We start from the raw sequence: 18,864 nt of genomic DNA, 5'->3' as shown, positions 1-18,864 counted from the left end.
ACCTCGGTTTTCATGCCTTTAGCGTAGTGCGCGCGCTAGCGTCCAAGTGAGGCGCCGCATTTTCGTAACCTGCGAGCGCCTCCCCAAGGCGCCGCCGGAACAATTCGATCGCCTTTTGCTTCACGTGGCCGAAGCCACGCACCTCGAGCGGTAGCTCAGCAATGGCGACAGCCTGTGGAAGCGATGCCGCTGACAATCGACGGGGTAAGCGGTTCAAGGCATCGATGAATTCGGCGATCAGAGCACGCTCGGTGCGGCGCTCGGCGCTCCTTCCGAAGACGTCGAAGGGTGTTCCGCGCAAGATCTTCAAGGCCGCCAAGATTCTGAAGACGGGCAAGATCCAAGCTCCGAACCGGATCTTGCGCGGCTCTCCCGTTGTCTTGTCGCGGCGAGACAGAAAAGGCGGTGCAAGATAGATTGACAGCTTTGCGAAGCTATCAAACTGAGATCGGACTGCCCGCTCGAACTCTCCGCTCGTATAGAGTCTGGCAACCTCGTACTCATCCTTGTAGGCCATCAGCTTGAACAGGGATCGCGCAGCAGCCAGCGTTAGCGAATGGCCAGTATGAACCTTAGTCTCCGCCTCACGGATGTGGTTGATGACATCAAGGAAACGCTGGCTGTAGTCATTGCTCTGATAGTTGCGAAGAAATGTCGTAAGATCTTGGATCTCCGCCTCAGGGGTGCGCTGCTCAGTCTTTTCGGCCAGGCCTGCTGCAACAAAGACGAATTGAGGGTCGGAAGCTAACCGACGCCCCCACTCAAGCGCAGCGAGATTTGCCTCCTTGGCGGCGCCATTGAGTTCGATCGCCTGGTGGAGGTCCTCAAGGTTAAGGCCAAGCCAGCCTTTCTGATAAGCGCACCCGATCATCATGAAATTGGCGGCGATCGAATCGCCGAACAAAGATTGTGCCAAAGCCGTGAAGGGAAACACCGCGAAATGTTCCGGTTCAACTTGTGTGCTCAGCCGTCTCGTCAGCAAACTCGAATTCACGACGGCCTGACGATTAGTGACGAAATCTCCAGTGATGGACACGTCAGCATTGGCGAGGACGCGGCTCCGCCCTCGGTTGAGAGATGCCATCACGTCCGATGCATTGCCGACGATCTGGTCGCAAGCCAGGAGAAGGTCACAGTGCTCCGCTGGAATCCGCAAAGCATGAATGGGGCCGCCAAGATGAACGTGACTTGTAACCGCCCCGCCCTTCTGAGCCATTCCGATCTGGTCCAGCACCGCGGCCCCTCGACCTGCCAGGTGTCCGGCCATTGCCAGCACCGCGCTCGTCGTCACGATTCCGGTCCCACCTACGCCGGCAAGAAGAATGCGGCTGTGTTGCGGCGGCGCAGCGCTCACCAGGGGCAGCAATGGTTGGTCGATCGTAAGCTGCGGTTTTGGCCCGCGGTTCACACGGGCACCCTCGACAGTTACGAAACTGGGACAGAAGCCTCGAATGCAACTGAGATCGGTGTTGCAGCTCGATTGATTGATTCTTCGCTTCGTACCTAGTGGAGTGTCGACCGGCTCCACGGATAGGCAGTTTGACTTGATCGAGCAATCGCCGCAGCCTTCGCAGACCAGCTGATTGATGAAGACGCGGCGGCTGGTTTCCTTCAGTTGGCCACGTTTGCGTTTCCGCCGGCGCTCGGTAGCACACATCTGGTCATATACGATGATGCTTACACCCGGTTGGGCTCGCAATTTGAGCTGTACGGCATCAAGTTCGTCGCGATCCACCACCTCTCCCGCCAGGGAGTGGACCTCGGCATGCTCACGATAGGACGCCAGATCATCGGTGACCAAAATTATTGTGCTGACGCCCTCGGCCCGGAGCTGGCGCAGAAGCCGCTCGAGGGAAAGGTCGCCATCGACTGCTTGACCGCCTGTCATCGCGACAGCACTGTTGTAGAGCAGCTTGTAGGTGATGTTCAGCTTAGCAGAGACCGCCTGGCGGATTGCGAGCAGGCCTGAATGGAAATACGTGCCATCGCCCATATTCGAAAACACATGCGATTCGTCGGTGAACGGAGCGAGGCCGAGCCAGTGGATTCCCTCGCCGCCCATCTGGGAATAGCTGAACGTGTCAGGGCGATTGCGCGCGGCTAAACCGTGGCAGCCAATCCCAGCGAGAGCTCGACTGCCATCTGGCACGGCTGTCGACCGGTTATGCGGACACCCGGAACAGAAGAATGGACGCCGGGATGCGGGCACATCTGCAAATCCGCGTTGGTTCGTGTGCCGGCGCAAGCGTTCGCCTCGTGCTGCTACGACCTGATCACCGGATATCCTTGCGATGACCGCCGCGATCTGGACAGCAATCTGCTCGGGCGTTAGATCGCCCGTTGCAGAAAACATCGGGTGTTGCTCCGGTCCACATTTGCCCCAAACCGAGGGAGCCTGTGACCGGCCGTAGAGTATAGACTTTACTTGGCGCTCGATCAGCGGCGCCTTCTCCTCCACGATGACGAGCTCCTGCAGGCCTTCGGCAAAGGCTGTGAGGCCCTGAGGCTCTAGCGGCCAGATCATCGCCGGCTTGTAGAGAGCCAGCCCGAGCTCGATCAGCCGTGAATCGTGAAGGCCCAGCAGGTCGAGTGCTTCGCGCAAATCATTCCAAGATTTGCCGGCCGCGACGAAACCGACCCGCGCGTCCTTAGGCCTCACCGCGACGCGATCGAGACCGTTTGCCCGGACATAAGCAAGCGCAGCCGGCAAACGGAATTCATGCTGCCGCCGTTCCTGATCGAGCGGCAAGTCAGGCCAGCGGTTATGCAGGCCAATGTCCGGCACAGTGACGTCGGGCCGAACGGGCAAATTACCTAATTCTGCGGCCGGCACGGTGCGTGTACTGTCGGCCACTTCCGTCAGCACTTTTAGCGCAACCCAAGATCCCGTCAGCCGCGACATGGCAAAGCCGTGGAGTCCATAGCTGACGATCTCGCCGGGATCAGCCGGGTAGAGCAGCGGGAGGAGGAGACTGGCGACAGTCTCGTCGCTGTAGCAGGCGACCGTTGAGGATTTTGCCAGATGATCGTCACCCACGGCGACGACCACCCCGCCGTTCGGCGAAGAACCTTGCGAGTTGCCGTGCCTAATCGCGTCCGCCGCGCGATCCAGTCCAGGGCCCTTGCCGTACCACAACGCAAAAACACCATCGACCCGGGCGCCGGGTGATTGATGGATCTGCTGCGTACCGGCCACGGCGGTGGCCGCGAGTTCTTCATTGACCGCCGGCTGCACCACAATCTTTTGGTCGCTCGTTAGCCGCTTCGCAGAGGCAAACGCGGCATCGAGCGTACCAAGGGGTGAACCCCGATAACCGCTGACGAAACCCGCGCTCGACAAGCCATTCATCCGATCTCGCTCGGCCTGTAATAGCATCAGGCGGACGAGCGCCTGCACTCCGCCGAGGAGAACTGTTCCGCCGCGCTTGGAATAACGATCATCGAGCGAGATAGAGGAATTACTCATTCGCAACTCCATTGGATGCGCTGGCGCAAAAGACTTTCCGGCACGCCGGCATTAGCTCCGTGCGGTATCGATAGCGGAGCTGATCTGCACGCCGGGTGGGGCCGGCAAGTCGCCCGGAACGAACATGTCTCCCATCAAAGGCAGCGCCGGATCCACGCTATAATGCGTAAACTCGCGCACCCCCTCGTCATAGAGCACCGTGTCGTCAATCAGAAAGTTGCCCGTGAAGGCGCGCGCAGGCTTTGAGAGGATGGCATGGGCTGCGTCGGCCATGCTCTCCGGCTTGCGGCAATGACGCATTCCGTTCTCTCCGAGCAATGCAAATTGGATGGCAGCCGTCGCAATGGCGGTTCGGGGCCAGAGAGCATTGACAGCAATACCGCGATCGGCAAATTCCGCGCTCATGCCGAGCACGCACATGCTCATGCCGAACTTCGCCATGGTGTAGGCGGTGTGCGGCGCGAACCACTTGGGCGTCATGTCAAGCGGCGGAGATATCATCAAGACATGCGGATTAGCTGCCTTCATCAGGTGCGGAAGGCATGCCTTGGTAGTGATGAAGGTCCCGCGTGCGTTGACTTGAGCCATCAAGTCGAAGCGCCGGATATCCGTTTGTAGGGTGCCGGCCAGATGGATCGCTGATGCATTATTGATGCAAATGTCGATGCCGCCGAACGTCTTTGCCGCTTGGGCAACGCCGGCCTCGACGGAGGATTCATCACGGACGTCGACGGCCAGCGGCAACGCCCTGCCCCCAGCTCGCTCGATGGCTTCGGCGGCAGAATAGATCGTGCCGGGAAGATGCCGGTGCGCCTCGACAGTCTTGGCTGCAATTGCAACGTTGGCGCCGTCTTGCGCGGCTCGCAGCGCAATGGCGAGCCCAATGCCTCGGCTTGCGCCGGTAATGAACAGGGTTTTGCCGGTCAGACTCATGAGGCCACGCTGCCCATGCTCAAGGGAAGCGTTCTTAATGCCGACGTGCCCTGCACGCCGCCCGCGCCGCGGATGCGATCAATGAGCCGCGCCGGCTCTTCAGGAATAGCGTCCCCAATCCAGCTGATGTGTCCGTCCGGGCGGACCAAAGCGTAGCGGCGCCCGTAGACGGCGATGGTGTTTGGCTCCGGGATGAGCTGATGACGGATTGGCAGCCCAACCGCGTGCGCCGCACGGGTCAGACCGCCCACAGCAGCACCCACCTCCGATGCGAACTCCAGCAGCACGAACCCACGACCGAATAAGTCTAACGTGGAGTGGCCCGGCGAGAGCCAAACATGAGGTGCGCGGCCGCCGGCCTCGGCTACTTGCACGAAGTTCGCGACATCGGGCTCGGCTCGTTCGAACGATTCAGCGACGACGATCGGCGAATTGCGATAGACCGCCCCAAGATGAATTCCGAACGACCTCCATTCCCGCTGCATGGCCTGCTGGGTATAGGCTCCTGTTGCGCGCCGCGCCGTCTCGCCCGCAGGGCCTTGGTCGAGCAGCATCGGCTCTGGAGGAACCGAGCGCATCGCGGCTAGGTTCGCGGACGCCTGCGACACGTTGCGCATGGCGATCGGGCGCCGCTCTGTGTCGTAGCTTTCCAGGAGTGTGGGGCCGCCCCACCCCTCCAACACAGCTGCGATCTTCCATGACAGATCAACCGCCTCGGCAATGCCCGTATTCATGCCGTATCCGCCGGTCGGAGAGAGCTGATGGGCCGAATCGCCGACGAGGAAGCAGCGCCCGGAGCTGAACTTCGGCGCAGTGATCTCACGACGGGACCACGGCAACCAAGAGAGCACCTCGTAGTCAACATCGGCTCCGATTCCTCGTCGCACAAAAGTGTTGATCTGCGCCTCGCTCCAATTGGGCCAGGTCTCGTCGCCGAGCAGTTGAAGCCGCCAGGTATCGCGCCCGTCTATATTGACGAAGCTTCCCCAAACCCCCTCAGGCCCGACTAACACGTACCGATACGCCCGTTGGGCGAGCGTCTTCTGCGCCAGAGCCGGACACCGAACGAAGATGTTCGTGCTACAACTCAATACCTTGCTGTTTGTCGGACCAAGCGAGAGTCGCTGTGCGACTGTGCTGCTTGCCCCATCGCAGGCGGCAAGGTACTGCGCACGCACGCATAGTGGTTCGCCACCAAGCAGCGGGCGCACGTGAGCGATGACGTGGTCGCCCTTGTCCTCGAATTCCTCTAGGCGGTGCTGATACAGCAACTGGTTGGTCGAGTAGCTCGAAGCTGCGTTCTGGAGTACGGGGTCGAAAAAATTTTGAGGGCATAGCTCGTGCTTTTGCGGGCTAAACGGTGGCGGGACCGCGTGCGCTTTATCAGGGTAGACATCGCGCGCCAGTTCGTGGCCGAGGACCCCCGTCGCATAGACGATGCTGACCGGCAGATCGCGAGGAAACCCGGCCATTTCGATGGCCTCGACAATTCCCCAGCGTCGGCAGAATTCCATAGTGCGAATGCCGACATTGTCCATGCGAGGATGAACCATCCGGGCCGTCGGCCGCTCCTGCTCTATGAGCAGCGCTTCGACACCGCGCCAACCGAGATCGATTGCAAGCGACAAGCCGACCGGCCCTCCGCCGACTATCAAGACGGGCGTATCGATCGTTTCCACGGACATTCCTCCTGAATTGAACTGCTCGCCGGAGACCGTCTGGCCGCACCGGTCAATGGGCTGCGGCGCTAGAGGTGGTGTTTCGGCAGCGACCGAGGCTTTCCAAGAGGCATGCCCCTGCCCTGCATTTTTGAGAATTGGCCGGGCGCGCTGCTCTCCGGAACGTCCCTCTGCGGGCATGCCACTCATTCTTCAGAGGCCCTCGCAATAACCCGAACGCCGGCTGCGCAACGGGGCTTAGTGGGCATTCGACGCCGGGAAGCATCGATTTCCTCCATATGTCATATATTACATATGTGAGTAACAGGCGAATGTGCATATGTCAAATGTTGCCGATGGTAAAAGCTCGCCCTCCAGACTATGCAGGGTCAGGGCAAGGTCACTGAATGCTCCGTAAGAGCGTGATTGTGCTTGGAGATTAGGCGAGCTTGGAACTAGCGATGGCGAAGAAGAAGACGACCGTAAAACGGAAGGCCCCTGCGGCAACTCCTCCAGCAATTCCGACGCTTGGTTATGTCATTCTGACGAGCTTGGCCCACCATCCTCATACCGGTTATGAGCTGACTCAATTGATGGGCCCCCCGCGCAATTACATGTGGGAGGCCAAGCACAGCCAAGTCTATCCGACGCTGCAGCTGCTAGCGGAACACGGCTATGTCACGTTCGAGGACATTGCGCAGGAAAGCAAACCGGACAAGAAGGTCTACGAGGTTACGGAGCGCGGCCTCGAAGCTCTCAAGGAGTGGGCGAGAAAAGGTCCGACCCATGTGCCTGTCCGGGACGAGTTCAGCGTAAAGATGGCGGCATTGCGGTTGCTTCCGCCCAGTGAAGCTGTGGCCGTGCTCAACCGGCAAATCGAGCTCGTTGAAGGAGAGATAGCGGCCATCAACCTACACTTGGTCGATTTTGTTGATCGTTTCCGTTTGCCGGAGCCGGCACAGAGCAATCATCGCCAATTCTGCCTGCTATCTGCCATTCGACTCTCGCGCGACCTGAAGCTGACGGCTATGGAAGCCTATCGAAAATTGGCCGGCGAATTGTCGCGCGCCACTGAGCCAGCCAAGGCATCTAGAGCACAGTCAAAATGAAGACCCTCGGCAGTTTACAGCCATCTGCCGCTGGCCCTTGTTCCAGGGTCTCGTCCCGACGTTGAATTGCCACCATTACCCTGTATAGGGACGCATGGGTGTTCGCTGCATTGGGGCGGCGTCAGGTAACGCGATGGTCGGGCCGCCACGCGGACGATCTGCGCCTATGAACCACGATCCTAAATTCGGCGATCTTCCGACAGCTCAGCGATTGGCAGAACAGGCTGCGAACACACTTAACCGATTTCTGCATATTGAGGCAGTAAGCGGCGCGGTGCTTCTCGTTGCAGCAGCCGCGGCCTTGATCTGGGCGAATTCGACCGCGGCCCCGAGTTACCACCTCTTTTGGACTCTCCCTGTCACCATTGGCCTTGGTGAGTACGTCTTTTCCCAGTCGCTGCATTTCTGGGTGAATGACGCATTGATGACCGTCTTCTTCCTTGTTGTGGGCATGGAGATTCGGCGGGAGGTTCATGAGGGCGCACTGAGCCGCTTTGACCAGGCCGTTCTGCCGCTGATTGCTTCGGCCGGTGGCGTCCTCGTTCCCGCGCTTATCTATCTAAGCCTCAACAATGATGCTGCTCGGGGACACGGCTGGGCCGTGCCGACCGCGACGGACATCGCCTTTGCTGTTGGCGTCCTCGCCCTGCTTGGACGAAGAATCCCGGTCAATGTGCGAGTGTTCCTACTCGCTCTAGCGATCATCGACGACATCATTGCGATTTTGATCATCGCCGTCTTTTACACCGAAACTCTGCAATTAGGCGGCCTTGCTATCGCAGCCGTTGGCGTTCTCGGGGTCTTGGGATTCCAGCGGATGGGGATCGGTGCGGCATCGCCATATGTGGTGCCAGGTTTGTTGGTTTGGGTCGGATTGTTCGTTGCCGGGGTCCACCCAACACTTGCTGGAGTGGTGCTCGGGTTGATGACTCCGGCTCGCCCCATAGCGATGCGAGAACCTCCGCTGGAGGTGGCGTCGCAAGCGCTCGGACAGTTGAAAACTGGCGATGCGATGAAAACAGGAGATCTGCATTTGTTGCAGCAGCCGTTGCGCGACCTTCGCATAGCTCACCGTGAGATTTTGCCGCCCGCGTCGCGCGTGCAGATGGTACTTCATCCGTGGGTAGCTTACGGAGTGATGCCAATGTTTGCGCTGGCGAATTCGGGGGTCAGCATAAAGGGCGCGGATCTACCCGCTGCCGGCCTGCTGGTGACGATGGGCACCGCACTTGCTTTGATAGTGGGAAAGCCGCTTGGCATTTTCGGAGCGGCCTGGATCGCCGTACGATCGGGGTTCTGCTGCCTTGCTCCCGGGGTTTCTTGGGGCGGCGTCTTTCTCGTCGGACTGCTAGCGGGCATCGGCTTCACCATGTCCATCTTCATCTCGATGCTGGCCTTCTCCAGTGAAGGTTTTTTAAGGGCAGCAAAATTGGGCGTGTTGTTGGGCTCGGCCATAGCCGTGACGCTCGGCCTTGGCTGGGGCGCCTTCTACGTGCGACGTTCGTGACGTCGGTTCGTGTCCTTCCAGGCTCGGCACGGCCCGCGATATCGTCGCTGTCACGATCATCGGTCCGGTTTGTTGATCCGACGTAGCCTAGCAAAACCTGCCACCGCGCAGGGCGACATCGGCTCTTTTGCGCTTCCAGATCGGCTACTCCAGCAGAGGAGCTACCAAAGTTTGCGCTCTCACACGGCCATTCAGCCGGCAGTAATCTTGATAGGCTGCCCAGTTGTGCCTGGCGCTTGAAACAGCCCAGCGGCCGGTTAGTTTCTCTCGGGCTTTTAGCCACTCGCTCCCCAAGTCTCAACCGACCGCCGCTTGAAGCACGGCACGGAACCGAATAACGATCTTGATCCGAACCACGGCGCAGCCACCGCTATCAAAGACATGGCCCGAAAAAAGAACCTCCGCTCGGATCCGAAAAAAGCTAAGGGCCTTCCAGCTGGCGGCAGGCTCCGGTCAAAGGGAATGCCGCTGCGTGAACGGGAGGACGGGGAAGAGGCCGGCAACGGCATCCGTGCCATGCTCGTTGGTCTATCAATGCTACAGGCGATCGCGAAGGAGCGCCGGCCGCTTCCGCTTAAGGATGTTGCCACCGTCAGCGGACTCAGCCCGAGCCGGGCTCATAGGTATTTGTCAAGCCTGCTCGCGGCGGGCTTTATGGAGCAGGACGTCAGATCAGGCCATTACGCTTTGGGGCAAGCCGTTGTCGAATTAGGATTGGTTGCCCTCGGTCAATTGGATCACATTCGGATCGGCGTGGATGCGCTCGTCGCCTTCAGTGAGGAGACCGGCTTTGACGGACATCTCTCCGTTTGGGGCTCATTTGGTCCGACGGTGGTGCGTTGGCAATCCGGACGCTTGGGCTATCATTTCCGGATCGACGAAGGCCGCGTGCTCCCGCTCTTATGGTCGGCAACCGGGCGCGTGCTCATGGCCTATCGCGAGGGAGGGGAAATTGCCCCGCTGGTGAAGCAAGAGCTTGCCGTGTGGAATCGCGAGAACCCCGAACAGCAGATTCGGCGCCAGGACGTGACGCGCATGTGTGCGGCGGTTCGCGAGTTCGGTCTCTCAGCATCGGTTCCATCGCAGCAACGCAATGGTCTGCTCGACCCCGTATTTCCCACAGTCATCAGACTAGGATTGGAAACCACAGCAGCGCCGATTTTCGATCATCGCGGCCGTGTGCCAATGGCCCTCACGTTTTTTGGGTCAGTCCATGGTTCGTCCATCAATAGCGAACCTGCACTTCAAAAGAAGCTCCGCGCCGCCGCGCAAGCAGCTTCGCGGCGCCTGGGCGGCCTAGCCGAGCCGCCAACTTAGGAGCATTGGTCTCGCAAGAGCCAGCAGTTGGACGAATGTTGTGGAAGTCCAATCATTGGCTTGCCGCTCGACACGCCGCGCCGCAGCGTCCACATTCGGTCATGGAAGCCAATGGCCGCAGACGAGGTGAAGCCGAGCGCAGGTGGCGGGCTCGCTCCTTCACTCCCCTCCCGTCAGAGACTTGGCCGCGAGCTACGGTCCGGTCGCCTTTCCGAGGCCGCTCTCCTTACCGTCATGCAAGCCCCGACCTGCCATGCTTTACATCAGAGTATTCGGTGCTTCGCTGTGCAATTCGAGTAAAAAATTGCGCTGTTCCAGCGCTTGCAAAATTCCATACTATTTTGATTGGTGGGTTTGACGCCTAGTGACATTGCGTCGGTCGCGACGTGCAGCGTCGGATGCGCCTTGGTTTATGCACCTTAGGCGGCGGCTTTCAGCGGGATGCGAGGAGTACTTCGATGAAACTAGCTTTGTTCAACGAGTTCATACCCGGGGCAATCAAAGAGAATGAAATTGTCGACATCACAAAGCCGGTTTCCGCGCTCGCGAAATGCGGGCCTCAATACCTGATGGAAGGTCTGATGACTAACTGGGCGACCTACCGGCCGCTCTTGGAGGATTACGTGTCGCGCACGAAGGGCCGCCCAGTCTCCGAAGTGCGGCTGAGAGCGCCGCTGCCGCGACCATCTAAAATTCTGTGCGCCGCAGCGAACTATAAAGAGGGGATCGAAGGCAATATCAGCGATCTTGAGTTCTTTCACAAATCGCCATCTGCGATCATTGGCGATGGCGACACAATGATTCTTCCTAAGGTCGAAGTGACCATCGTCCATCACGAATTGGAACTAGGCGTGGTCATAGGCAAGACCTGCAAGGACGTCTCGGAGAGCGAAGCGTTGGATTATGTTTTTGGATACACGATCGTTCAAGACGGGTCCGCACGCGGCATATTGTCGAACGGTCAGATGTCATTTTTCACGCAAAAGAATTGGGATACGTTTGCGCCTCTTGGTCCCTTGGTCGTGACAAAGGATGAAGTGCGGGACCCTCACGATCTGCAGGTCCGGCTTTGGGCCAACGGCGAGCTACGGCAGGACTACCACACAAGTGACATGGCCCATCGAATCCCGGCGCTCATTCACAAGGCCTCGATGTTCAATACGTTCTTCCCAGGCGATATAATCGCGACAGGCTGCAACCGTCAGGGTTTAGGTCCGATGCAGCATGGCGATACCATCGTTCAGGAAATAACGGGGCTCGGTCGGCTGACGACGTTAGTGGAGGACCCTCTCAAGCGCAGCTGGCCATACGGCGTCGATGCCGAGTTTGCAGACTTCGTGAAGAAGCCGCGCACCCAGCGTGGCGCTCTGGGGCCGCCGCGGATCGTCCCCGCGAATTCGCGGCTGCCGACCTAGTTCAAGCGGTCCGACCCGCGGTTCGCACTGTCAGATCTTTCAAAAGGGCTGAGCGGGCTTGGCAGCGCGCCATGCCTGCTCTGTCGACACCGAGCCATCGCGGGCCTGTCTAGGCCCGATCTCATCTGCAAATTAGGCTGGTCGCCTTATCCAAGCGTGCCAGCCTTAGCCTAGCCGTCATGATCCAGTGTCGACTGGACAGGTGACAAGTTCCGTTCGGTAGGACCTCCCTATCACTGATAGGCCCGACCTCCGTCGCAGACATAGTTGCTGCCTGTGATGTACTGAGCCTCCGAACTGACCAGGAACAGCAAGAGATTTGCTATTTCTAGGGGAATTGCCAGCCGCCTCAGCGCGTACCTCGCCAGAAAAGCGTCTTGTTGCGAGGCTGACTTTCCGGCCAAAAATCGGTCCATCATCTCAGTATCGACGGCCCCCGGGCAGACGCAGTTCACTCGTATATCGGGCGCCAACTGGGCAGCAAGTGTCTTGGTAAATTGGATGACGCCGGCCTTTGCGGCTCCGTACGCCGCGCTGCTTACACCGGGTCGTATACCTGCCAGTGCCGACACGTTGACGATGGCTGCTGCTCGAGTCTTTCGAAGATGTGGCAATGCTGCTCTGCAGACCAGGTAGTGAGACGTAAGGTTGGTGCGAAGACTCGCGTCCCAACGAGCTAAGTCGATATCTTCTAGAACAGCGGCCTCGGCATTGCCGACGCAATTGATGATACCATCGAGACAGCCCATAAGGGCCGCGGCGTCGTTCACCGCGGCAAATGCTTGCGCCTCGTCGGTAAGATCCGCCGCAATAGCGTGTCCTCGCGTCAACCTGGCGACCTCTTTCAAGCAATCGAGCCGCCGTCCGACAACAGTCACCACCGCTCCTTCCTCGGCGCATCGCATGGCGGTGGCATGGCCGATTCCGCTTCCGCCGCCCGAGATCAAAATGTGACGTCCAGCCAGACGGCCAGCCATTATTGTTTAACCTCGCTCGCAGCAGGGTCGCATCGATTGGTGCACGTCGCACTGCTATGTGGCGGCGGTGCGCTTTGAACGGCCCCGCATAGTGGAAAGCTGCACCGAACAGGAGAGATCAGCTGTTTCATAGGTCAGCAAAAGTTGTGTAGCGGCGGGCGTATGCATGCCGCAGGGCTTGAGGGTATCGCCGGAACTTACAATCGGTGCGACTAGCGGAATAGGACAATACTGCGCCGCATACTTGTGCGACGGAAAGAGTTTGGCTTGGGGTTTGCCGCCAGGACTGGGCGCTGCTTGACAAACGACAGAATAGGAAACACGTTTACCAAAATGACAAGGCGGCAGCGCGACGTAGGTCGATGATTGACCGGGCAGTGAGTAGCCCGGAAAGCTCGCCTTAACCCGCAGCGCTCTGGTCGGTTCGACGACTGGTGAGCTTAACCTGCGAATAAAGGATATCGGTCACAGATGTCCAACTACGGGAGGATGGCTATGCGTGCCCTGATTGTCGGAGCCGGAGTGGCCGGACTGGCTACGGCGGTTGCTTTGCGTCGTAACGGCATCGACGTGACCGTCATCGAGCGAGCGGCGGAGTTAAGCGAGGTTGGAGCAGGTGTTGTCCTTGGACCTCATGCTATGCGCGTTCTTGAATCGCTGGGCATTGCGGCGGAGATAAAGCGCTCGGATGAGCCGCCCGAGACGATTACATTTTATGATATGGTGAGCGGTGAGGTACGCAATCGCACCCAACTGGGCGAAGCGGGAGCCAAGCTGTATGGCGCCCCGCTTTACAAGACGCATCGCCGCGATTTGATCGACGCTCTTGCAAGACATTTGGACGGAACGGAGATCCGGCTCAACTGCTCTGTTGTCGATGTGAAGCAAGATGATCGAAGTGTTACCGTCATTCTCGAGAGGGGTGAGGCTGTTCTTGGCGATCTCCTAATCGGAGCCGATGGCCTGCGTTCCAAGGTGCGAAGCGCAATTTTTGGAGAAAGCGAGTCGATATCTACGGGCCTCCTCGCCTGGCGGACCGTTCTACCAACGACGCTTCTCAGCAAAGCGCTAACATTGGATACCAATGTGTGGAGCGGTGCGGGTCGCCACGTGGTTTGCTATCCGATTCGTCGCGGCAAACAGTTTTATGCAGCCTTCTACGTACCTGCCGATGAGATCCATCGTGAGGACTGGGCCACAGCTGGGGATGTCGCGGATTTGCGCGCCTCATTTAAGGACGCCTGCAAAGACGTCCGAGAGATCACTGAGGCTGTAACCGAAGCTTTCATCACGGCGATCAATTATCGTTATCCCCTGCCAGAATGGCATCGCGGGCGAATAGTTCTGATTGGCGACGCGGCCCACCCGGTGCTGCCGACATCCGGCTCCGGTGCGGCGATGGCGCTCGAAGATTCGGTGGCGTTGGCGGCTTGTTTGCACCGGAGCGGGAGCAACTTGGAAGCCGCTTTTTCCGAGTTTCAAGCGCGGCGGAAGCCGCGGACCACTCGGTTGCTTCACCAAAGTCGCGGCGATCTTACGGCATTTCATGAAAAGGCACCCGAGCGTCAGGCGGCTTACGGACGGATGGGGCGGGGCATGCTGAAGCTCGACCAAGCTGGGTATGAGCGGTTTGCGTGGCTCTATGGCTATGATGAAGTCGCCGAATCAAACAAGCCATTCGACCTGTTTAACGCCAGTCCATTGGTGCGGCCGTCGCGGCCGGCCGCCGCCCGCGCGTTCGATCTTTGGTCGAATGCTCTCAAGTTCGAAGATGAAGACTGGATGAGCGAACGGGCTGCTTACGAGCGGTTCATGTCGAGTCTATGTGCGTTGCCAGAGGATGTGTCGGTAGAAACCGTCGACTGCGACGGGGTGCCTGCGTTATGCGTCATTCCCCCCGGCGGGAAAAGTGGTCCTGCCGTTCTTCATCTTCATGGGGGAGGATATGTGTTTGGTTCGGCTAAGAGCTCGGTTTTGCTTGCAGCTGGTCTAGCGCGCGCGATCGGTGGCTGGGCGTTGGTACCCGAGTTCCGACTTGTCCCGGAACATACGCCAATGCAAATGCAGGAGGATGTGCGAGCGGCCTTTGCGTGGCTTTCGCGGCGCGCAGACCCAGTTGCAGTCAGTGGCGAATGCTCGGGCGGTGGTCTTGCTTTAAGTCTCGCCGCAAAGCTCCGTCACGAGAATGTCACTCGGCCCGCCGCCCTTTATCTCCTGTCGCCCTTTGCCGATCTCACGCTGACGGCGGCCAGTATCGACGGCAATAGACGAACCGAGCCCTGGATGACCCGGCGGCGACTACTGACTTTGGCTGGTGCGTTCATCCAAGACCGAGAGCCCGATGATCCCGCCATTTCGCCGCTTCGCGGAAATCTTGCCGGGCTACCACCGATGCGCGTCTTTGCGGCGCGTGGAGAAGCCCTCGCTGACGACGCTCGTGCATTGGTCGCTGCTGCTAAATCGGCGGGCGGAGATGCCGAACTGCACTTGTTCGACGATAGCATTCATAGTTTTGCGCTGTTCGAGTTTCTGCCGGAGACGGACGAGTTCTTTCGCGCGATTCGGCGCCACGCCCACTCCAACACTTACGTCGGGGCGACGCCATAGGGTTAGGGCATAAGCCGGCGGCTTGGCTGCCCTAACCGCTCTATCTGGATAGGAGAGAATAATATGCGGCTCTGTCGTTTCGATGGAAATCAGCTTGGTATCGTGCGAGATGGCGAAATTCTCGTCGTTACCGAGGCGCTGGACGTGCTGCCCAGCCTCAAGTGGCCGTTTCCGCAGCACGACATCATGATCGAGCATTTGGACCGCGTCATCGCCAAGGCACAGGAGCTGGCCGGGCGCGCTCGACGCATTCCCGTGAGCTCGGTTCGGCTTGATAGCCCCGTCGCTAATCCGTCTAAGATCATCGCTGCCCCTGTCAACTATCAGCTCCATCTCGACGAGGGGACGAACAATCAAGAATTGCGGCAGGGCCGATCGGAGGTTCAGACGATCGACAGAGCCGGTCTTTTTTTGAAGGCCAATAGTTCGCTAGTGGGCCCGGGATCGCTGATCAGACTGGGCGATCCGACGCGAAGGCACGACCCCGAAGCCGAGTTGGGTGTTGTTATAGGTCGACGGGGTCGCAACATCCCGCAGGCAGACGCCTTGCAGTATGTCGCTGGGTACGCCGTTGCTGTCGACGCGGTTGTCCGTGGTCCCGAAGAGCGGAGCCTGCGGAAATCAATCGACACCTATTCCGTCTTGGGACCCTGGTTGGTTACGCGAGATGAGATTCCCGATCCCGGGGTTCTTGACCTTTATCTGAGCATAAACGGCAAGGAGAAGCAGCGATCGAATACGCGACACCTCATATGGTCGGTTCCCAAGCTGATCGCGTTCGCGTCCGCCTATTATACACTTCATCCCGGCGACATCATCATGAGCGGCACTCCCGAAGGAGTATCCGAAATTGTACCGGGCGACCGCGTCGTCGTTGGCGTACAGGATATTGGCGAAATGACGCTCCTGATCGAGGCCGGCGATTGGTCGGCGGACGAAATGCTCCGATCACCGCGCATAGCCAAAAATTAGAGGAGGCGCAGTCCTCGTCCTGCAATTTCATGCTAGCCGGCAGGTCTAATCAACCGCAGCGTGGCGGCAAGCTCGAACTAAAGTTGAGGAACCAAAATGTCGAACAGCACGGCTCAGCCAGATCCGAAACATGCCGATCCCACAGCCGAGCGGGCCGATCGTATGAAGCGGCTGAGTATCATTCCCATCTGGAATACCAGCGGGGTCGCCGAAGAGATGGGCTACAAGGCGCGCGGCCATGTATGGCGGTGGCGCGACTTGCACGCTGAGTTCGAGGAAGCTGTTAAGACATCATTGGCCGGGCCGGGCACTGAGCGCCGAATTCTTCTGTTTGAGAATCCCGGGATGCCACGGTCCGCAGCAGCAACGCCTACGCTCAATGGCGCGTTGCAGATGATCCTACCTGGCGAAGTCGCACCGGCGCACCGGCACACCTATTCAGCGCTGCGCTTCATCTTGTCGGGAAGTGGTGCGTTCACGGTCGTCGATGGCACGCGCGCGGATATGCACGAGCTTGATCTTTTGCTCACGCCTGGAGGGTGCTGGCATAGTCACGCGCACAATGGCGGGACGGAGCCAATGGTTTGGTTCGATGCGCTCGATACCCCATTCGTTTCATACATGCGAGCCGATTGTTTCGAGATGCATCCTAGCAAATCCTTAGAACCCTATACCAATACTGTGGGCTCTTACGAAGATATTGGCGCGCTCGGAATGCTACAAGGTCGGACGCGCGCGCAACCGCCGGCCTCGCCCCAGTTGGTGTACAAATGGGCTGCCGCCGAAGCAATGATACAAGCCGGACTGGACCGCGACGATGATGACCCGTACGAGGGTGTCGTTTACGAATACGTAAATCCTATCACGGGTGGGCATGTCATGCCGACAATCGCCTGTCACGTGAACGGATTCCGTAAAGGCTTCCACTCGAAGGCACGACGACGCACATCGAGTAGTCTTTGTGTTGTTGCGAAGGGAAGCGGTGCCACCATTATCGATGGCGTCAAGCACGAATGGTCAGAGCGCGATGTGATCGCAGAGCCGGCTTGGTCGTGGTGCGAATATATTGCGTATGAGAAATCGATTCTGTTCCGGACAAGCGATCAGCCTATATTGGAACCTTTCGGTTTGGCTCGCCAAGAAGATCATCCGAACGGACGTCAATAGGCAGCTTTCGCCTCTTGCAATCGTTGTGCCCGGCGTAGTTGTTTGCGCAGGCAATACCCGTTGGCTCGCTCCGCGTTTCCAGAAAGTTGCTCTTGTAGATAGCGCAGGCCTGATGCAGGCCGATCGTTCTATTTTGCGTGGACCGCGAGTACTTAAGCGCATCTGACGCACAGCATCGATTTGCTAGCCGGGCAAAAGGGGTGTTTGCAATTTTCTCCTATTGGGCAATGTCCGAGGTTCTTAACTTCCCAAAGCTCGTGTACGGCTCGCTCACCTCGTGAGAATTCAAGCCCCTTGGGACAAGTCGATTAGCGCCATGGCAAACAGCGAAACTCTGTTCGACAAGATCTGGCTGTCGCATGTTATCCGGGAGATTGAAGATGGCGTGTTTCTTCTTCATGTGGACCGGCACATGGTTCATGAATGCACATCGGCTGCCGCCTTCGAGGGCTTGAAGCGTGCTGGCCGCAAGACCCGTAATCCCGAACTGACCTATGCTGTTGTCGATCACATCCTTTCCACGGCGAAAGGTCGTACGGGAGAGACGTTCGCTGGTGGTCGGGAATTCGTGCAGCTGTTACGTGAAAATTGTCAGGCTCATAAGATTGAACTCATTGATGTTGACGATCCTCGGCAAGGCATTGTCCATGTAATCGCACCTGAGCTCGGCATCGTCTTGCCCGGCACAACACTGGTATGCGGCGACAGCCATACGGCAACGTGTGGAGGACTTGGTTGTTGGGCTTGGGGCATTGGCACCAGCGAGGTGGAGCATGTGCTCGCGACCCAGACAATCGTCCAGCGGCGGCCGAAACGCATGCGTATCAATTTCGAAGGCAAGCTCAACCGAGGGGTATACGCCAAGGATCTCATTTTGAGATTGATTGGTCAGATCGGCGTTGCGGCGGGACGTGGCTACGCTGTGGAATATGCCGGCAGCGTCATACGGTCTTTGTCGATAGAAGAACGCCAAACCATCTGCAATATGTCGATCGAGTTCGGTGCGAGAGCTGGACTTATAGCTGCCGATGACGTCACATTCGAATATCTCCACGATCTGCCTTATTCGCCCAAGGGAGAAATGTGGGAACAGTCATTGGCTTACTGGCGTTCGCTCCCGACCGACCCAGAAGCGGTTTTCGATCGAGAGGTCGATGTTGATTGCACGAGCATCGGCCCGCAGGTCACCTGGGGGACGACCCCCGAGGATGTTGGCAGCGTCAGCGATCCGATTCCTGATCCCGCGGCGGTTAACGACCTTGCGCGTCGCGCCGCAATGGACCGTTCGCTGACTTATCTCGGTCTTGAGGCCGGTCAGTCTCTCGAAGGGCTCACCGTCGACGTGGCGTTTATCGGTTCATGCACCAACAGCCGCCTTTCCGATATAGAGGCTGCCGCCGAAGTCGTGCGGGGGCGCAAGGTCGCTTCGCATGTACGCGCGCTTGTGGTACCCGGCTCAGCGCAGGTTAAACATGCCGCTGAATCTCTGGGGCTCGACAAAGTCTTCCTGGAAGCTGGGTTTGAGTGGCGGGAGGCCGGATGTTCCATGTGCGTCGCCATCAATGATGACTTTGTAGGACCCGGTAAGCGTTGCATCTCTACGTCGAACCGCAATTTCGAGGGGCGCCAAGGCCAAAAGAGTCGCACCCACCTAGCCAGTCCCGCCTCGGTGGCCGCCGCTGCGATTGCCGGGGCGGTAACGGACGTCAGAAGGTACTTAACCTAGGCCGCCGGAG

At 58.7% G+C, this 18,864-nt stretch carries 12 protein-coding genes; 8 read left to right on the top strand and 4 right to left on the bottom strand.

What is annotated here, in order from left to right:
• Window positions 1–10: 10 nt before the first annotated feature.
• Genes X265_RS37670 through X265_RS37660 form a run of 3 tightly spaced genes read right to left on the bottom strand, consistent with a single transcriptional unit; the run spans window position 11 to window position 6,078 of the window.
• On the bottom strand, window positions 11–3,466 hold the full coding sequence (locus X265_RS37670) for an indolepyruvate ferredoxin oxidoreductase family protein (RefSeq protein ID WP_164933586.1): 3,456 nt from the start codon (window positions 3,464–3,466) through the stop codon (window positions 11–13).
• A 51-nt stretch (window positions 3,467–3,517) separates the two neighbouring features.
• Window positions 3,518–4,399: an SDR family oxidoreductase gene (locus X265_RS37665; RefSeq protein WP_128930000.1), complete on the bottom strand. Its 882-nt coding sequence runs from the start codon at window positions 4,397–4,399 to the stop codon at window positions 3,518–3,520.
• Window positions 4,396–6,078 (bottom strand): FAD-dependent oxidoreductase, encoded by a 1,683-nt coding sequence (locus tag X265_RS37660; RefSeq protein WP_164933585.1) that lies wholly within the window; start codon window positions 6,076–6,078, stop codon window positions 4,396–4,398. Before X265_RS37660 ends, X265_RS37665 begins: the two co-directional genes overlap by 4 nt.
• A gap of 440 nt (window positions 6,079–6,518) precedes the next feature.
• On the opposite strand from X265_RS37660, the gene X265_RS37655 reads away from it, so the two are divergent.
• The 4 genes from X265_RS37655 (at window position 6,519) to X265_RS37640 (ending at window position 11,405) form a co-directional block, all read left to right on the top strand.
• Entirely contained in the window at window positions 6,519–7,166 is a 648-nt protein-coding gene (locus X265_RS37655; protein WP_128929998.1) for a PadR family transcriptional regulator, read from the top strand.
• 166 nt (window positions 7,167–7,332) lie between these two features.
• Window positions 7,333–8,673, top strand: a complete 1,341-nt coding sequence (gene nhaA, locus X265_RS37650) for a Na+/H+ antiporter NhaA (RefSeq protein ID WP_128929997.1) — start codon at window positions 7,333–7,335, stop codon at window positions 8,671–8,673.
• A 312-nt stretch (window positions 8,674–8,985) separates the two neighbouring features.
• The gene (locus tag X265_RS37645) at window positions 8,986–9,990 is read left to right on the top strand and encodes an IclR family transcriptional regulator (RefSeq protein WP_128929996.1); all 1,005 of its coding nucleotides are present in this window, start codon (window positions 8,986–8,988) and stop codon (window positions 9,988–9,990) included.
• A gap of 458 nt (window positions 9,991–10,448) precedes the next feature.
• Window positions 10,449–11,405, top strand: coding sequence for a fumarylacetoacetate hydrolase family protein (locus X265_RS37640; protein ID WP_164933584.1), 957 nt, complete (start codon window positions 10,449–10,451; stop codon window positions 11,403–11,405).
• A 233-nt stretch (window positions 11,406–11,638) separates the two neighbouring features.
• Here X265_RS37640 and X265_RS37635 read toward each other — a convergent pair whose 3' ends face one another.
• Entirely contained in the window at window positions 11,639–12,382 is a 744-nt protein-coding gene (locus X265_RS37635; RefSeq protein ID WP_128929994.1) for an SDR family NAD(P)-dependent oxidoreductase, read from the bottom strand.
• A 495-nt stretch (window positions 12,383–12,877) separates the two neighbouring features.
• Between X265_RS37635 and X265_RS37630 the strand changes: the two genes are divergently transcribed.
• From X265_RS37630 to leuC, 4 genes are all read left to right on the top strand, one after another.
• Complete coding sequence (locus tag X265_RS37630; RefSeq protein ID WP_164933583.1) at window positions 12,878–14,989, top strand: FAD-dependent monooxygenase; 2,112 nt, start codon at window positions 12,878–12,880, stop codon at window positions 14,987–14,989.
• 63 nt (window positions 14,990–15,052) lie between these two features.
• Window positions 15,053–15,961 carry a fumarylacetoacetate hydrolase family protein gene (locus X265_RS37625; RefSeq protein ID WP_128929992.1) on the top strand — a complete coding sequence of 303 codons (909 nt, stop codon included), beginning with the start codon at window positions 15,053–15,055 and terminating at the stop codon, window positions 15,959–15,961.
• 96 nt (window positions 15,962–16,057) lie between these two features.
• Window positions 16,058–17,128 (top strand): cupin domain-containing protein, encoded by a 1,071-nt coding sequence (locus X265_RS37620; protein ID WP_128929991.1) that lies wholly within the window; start codon window positions 16,058–16,060, stop codon window positions 17,126–17,128.
• A 316-nt stretch (window positions 17,129–17,444) separates the two neighbouring features.
• Window positions 17,445–18,854: a 3-isopropylmalate dehydratase large subunit gene (leuC, locus tag X265_RS37615; protein ID WP_128929990.1), complete on the top strand. Its 1,410-nt coding sequence runs from the start codon at window positions 17,445–17,447 to the stop codon at window positions 18,852–18,854.
• Window positions 18,855–18,864: the final 10 nt, after the last annotated feature.

Source organism: Bradyrhizobium guangdongense (assembly GCF_004114975.1).
GTDB classification, from domain to species: domain Bacteria; phylum Pseudomonadota; class Alphaproteobacteria; order Rhizobiales; family Xanthobacteraceae; genus Bradyrhizobium; species Bradyrhizobium guangdongense.
The sequence above is the reverse complement of the archived record's forward strand: the minus strand, read 5'-3'. Positions and strand labels throughout refer to the sequence as shown.

What these genes read in the sequence shown, in the direction of transcription:
- X265_RS37670 (WP_164933586.1), bottom strand. Translation starts at nt 3,466, where the DNA reads ATGAGTAATTCCTCTATCTCGCTCGATGATCGTTATTCCAAGCGCGGC.
- X265_RS37665 (WP_128930000.1), bottom strand. Translation starts at nt 4,399, where the DNA reads ATGAGTCTGACCGGCAAAACCCTGTTCATTACCGGCGCAAGCCGAGGC.
- X265_RS37655 (WP_128929998.1), top strand. Translation starts at nt 6,519, where the DNA reads ATGGCGAAGAAGAAGACGACCGTAAAACGGAAGGCCCCTGCGGCAACT.
- nhaA (WP_128929997.1), top strand. Translation starts at nt 7,333, where the DNA reads ATGAACCACGATCCTAAATTCGGCGATCTTCCGACAGCTCAGCGATTG.
- X265_RS37640 (WP_164933584.1), top strand. Translation starts at nt 10,449, where the DNA reads ATGAAACTAGCTTTGTTCAACGAGTTCATACCCGGGGCAATCAAAGAG.
- X265_RS37635 (WP_128929994.1), bottom strand. Translation starts at nt 12,382, where the DNA reads ATGGCTGGCCGTCTGGCTGGACGTCACATTTTGATCTCGGGCGGCGGA.
- X265_RS37630 (WP_164933583.1), top strand. Translation starts at nt 12,878, where the DNA reads ATGCGTGCCCTGATTGTCGGAGCCGGAGTGGCCGGACTGGCTACGGCG.
- X265_RS37625 (WP_128929992.1), top strand. Translation starts at nt 15,053, where the DNA reads ATGCGGCTCTGTCGTTTCGATGGAAATCAGCTTGGTATCGTGCGAGAT.
- X265_RS37620 (WP_128929991.1), top strand. Translation starts at nt 16,058, where the DNA reads ATGTCGAACAGCACGGCTCAGCCAGATCCGAAACATGCCGATCCCACA.
- leuC (WP_128929990.1), top strand. Translation starts at nt 17,445, where the DNA reads ATGGCAAACAGCGAAACTCTGTTCGACAAGATCTGGCTGTCGCATGTT.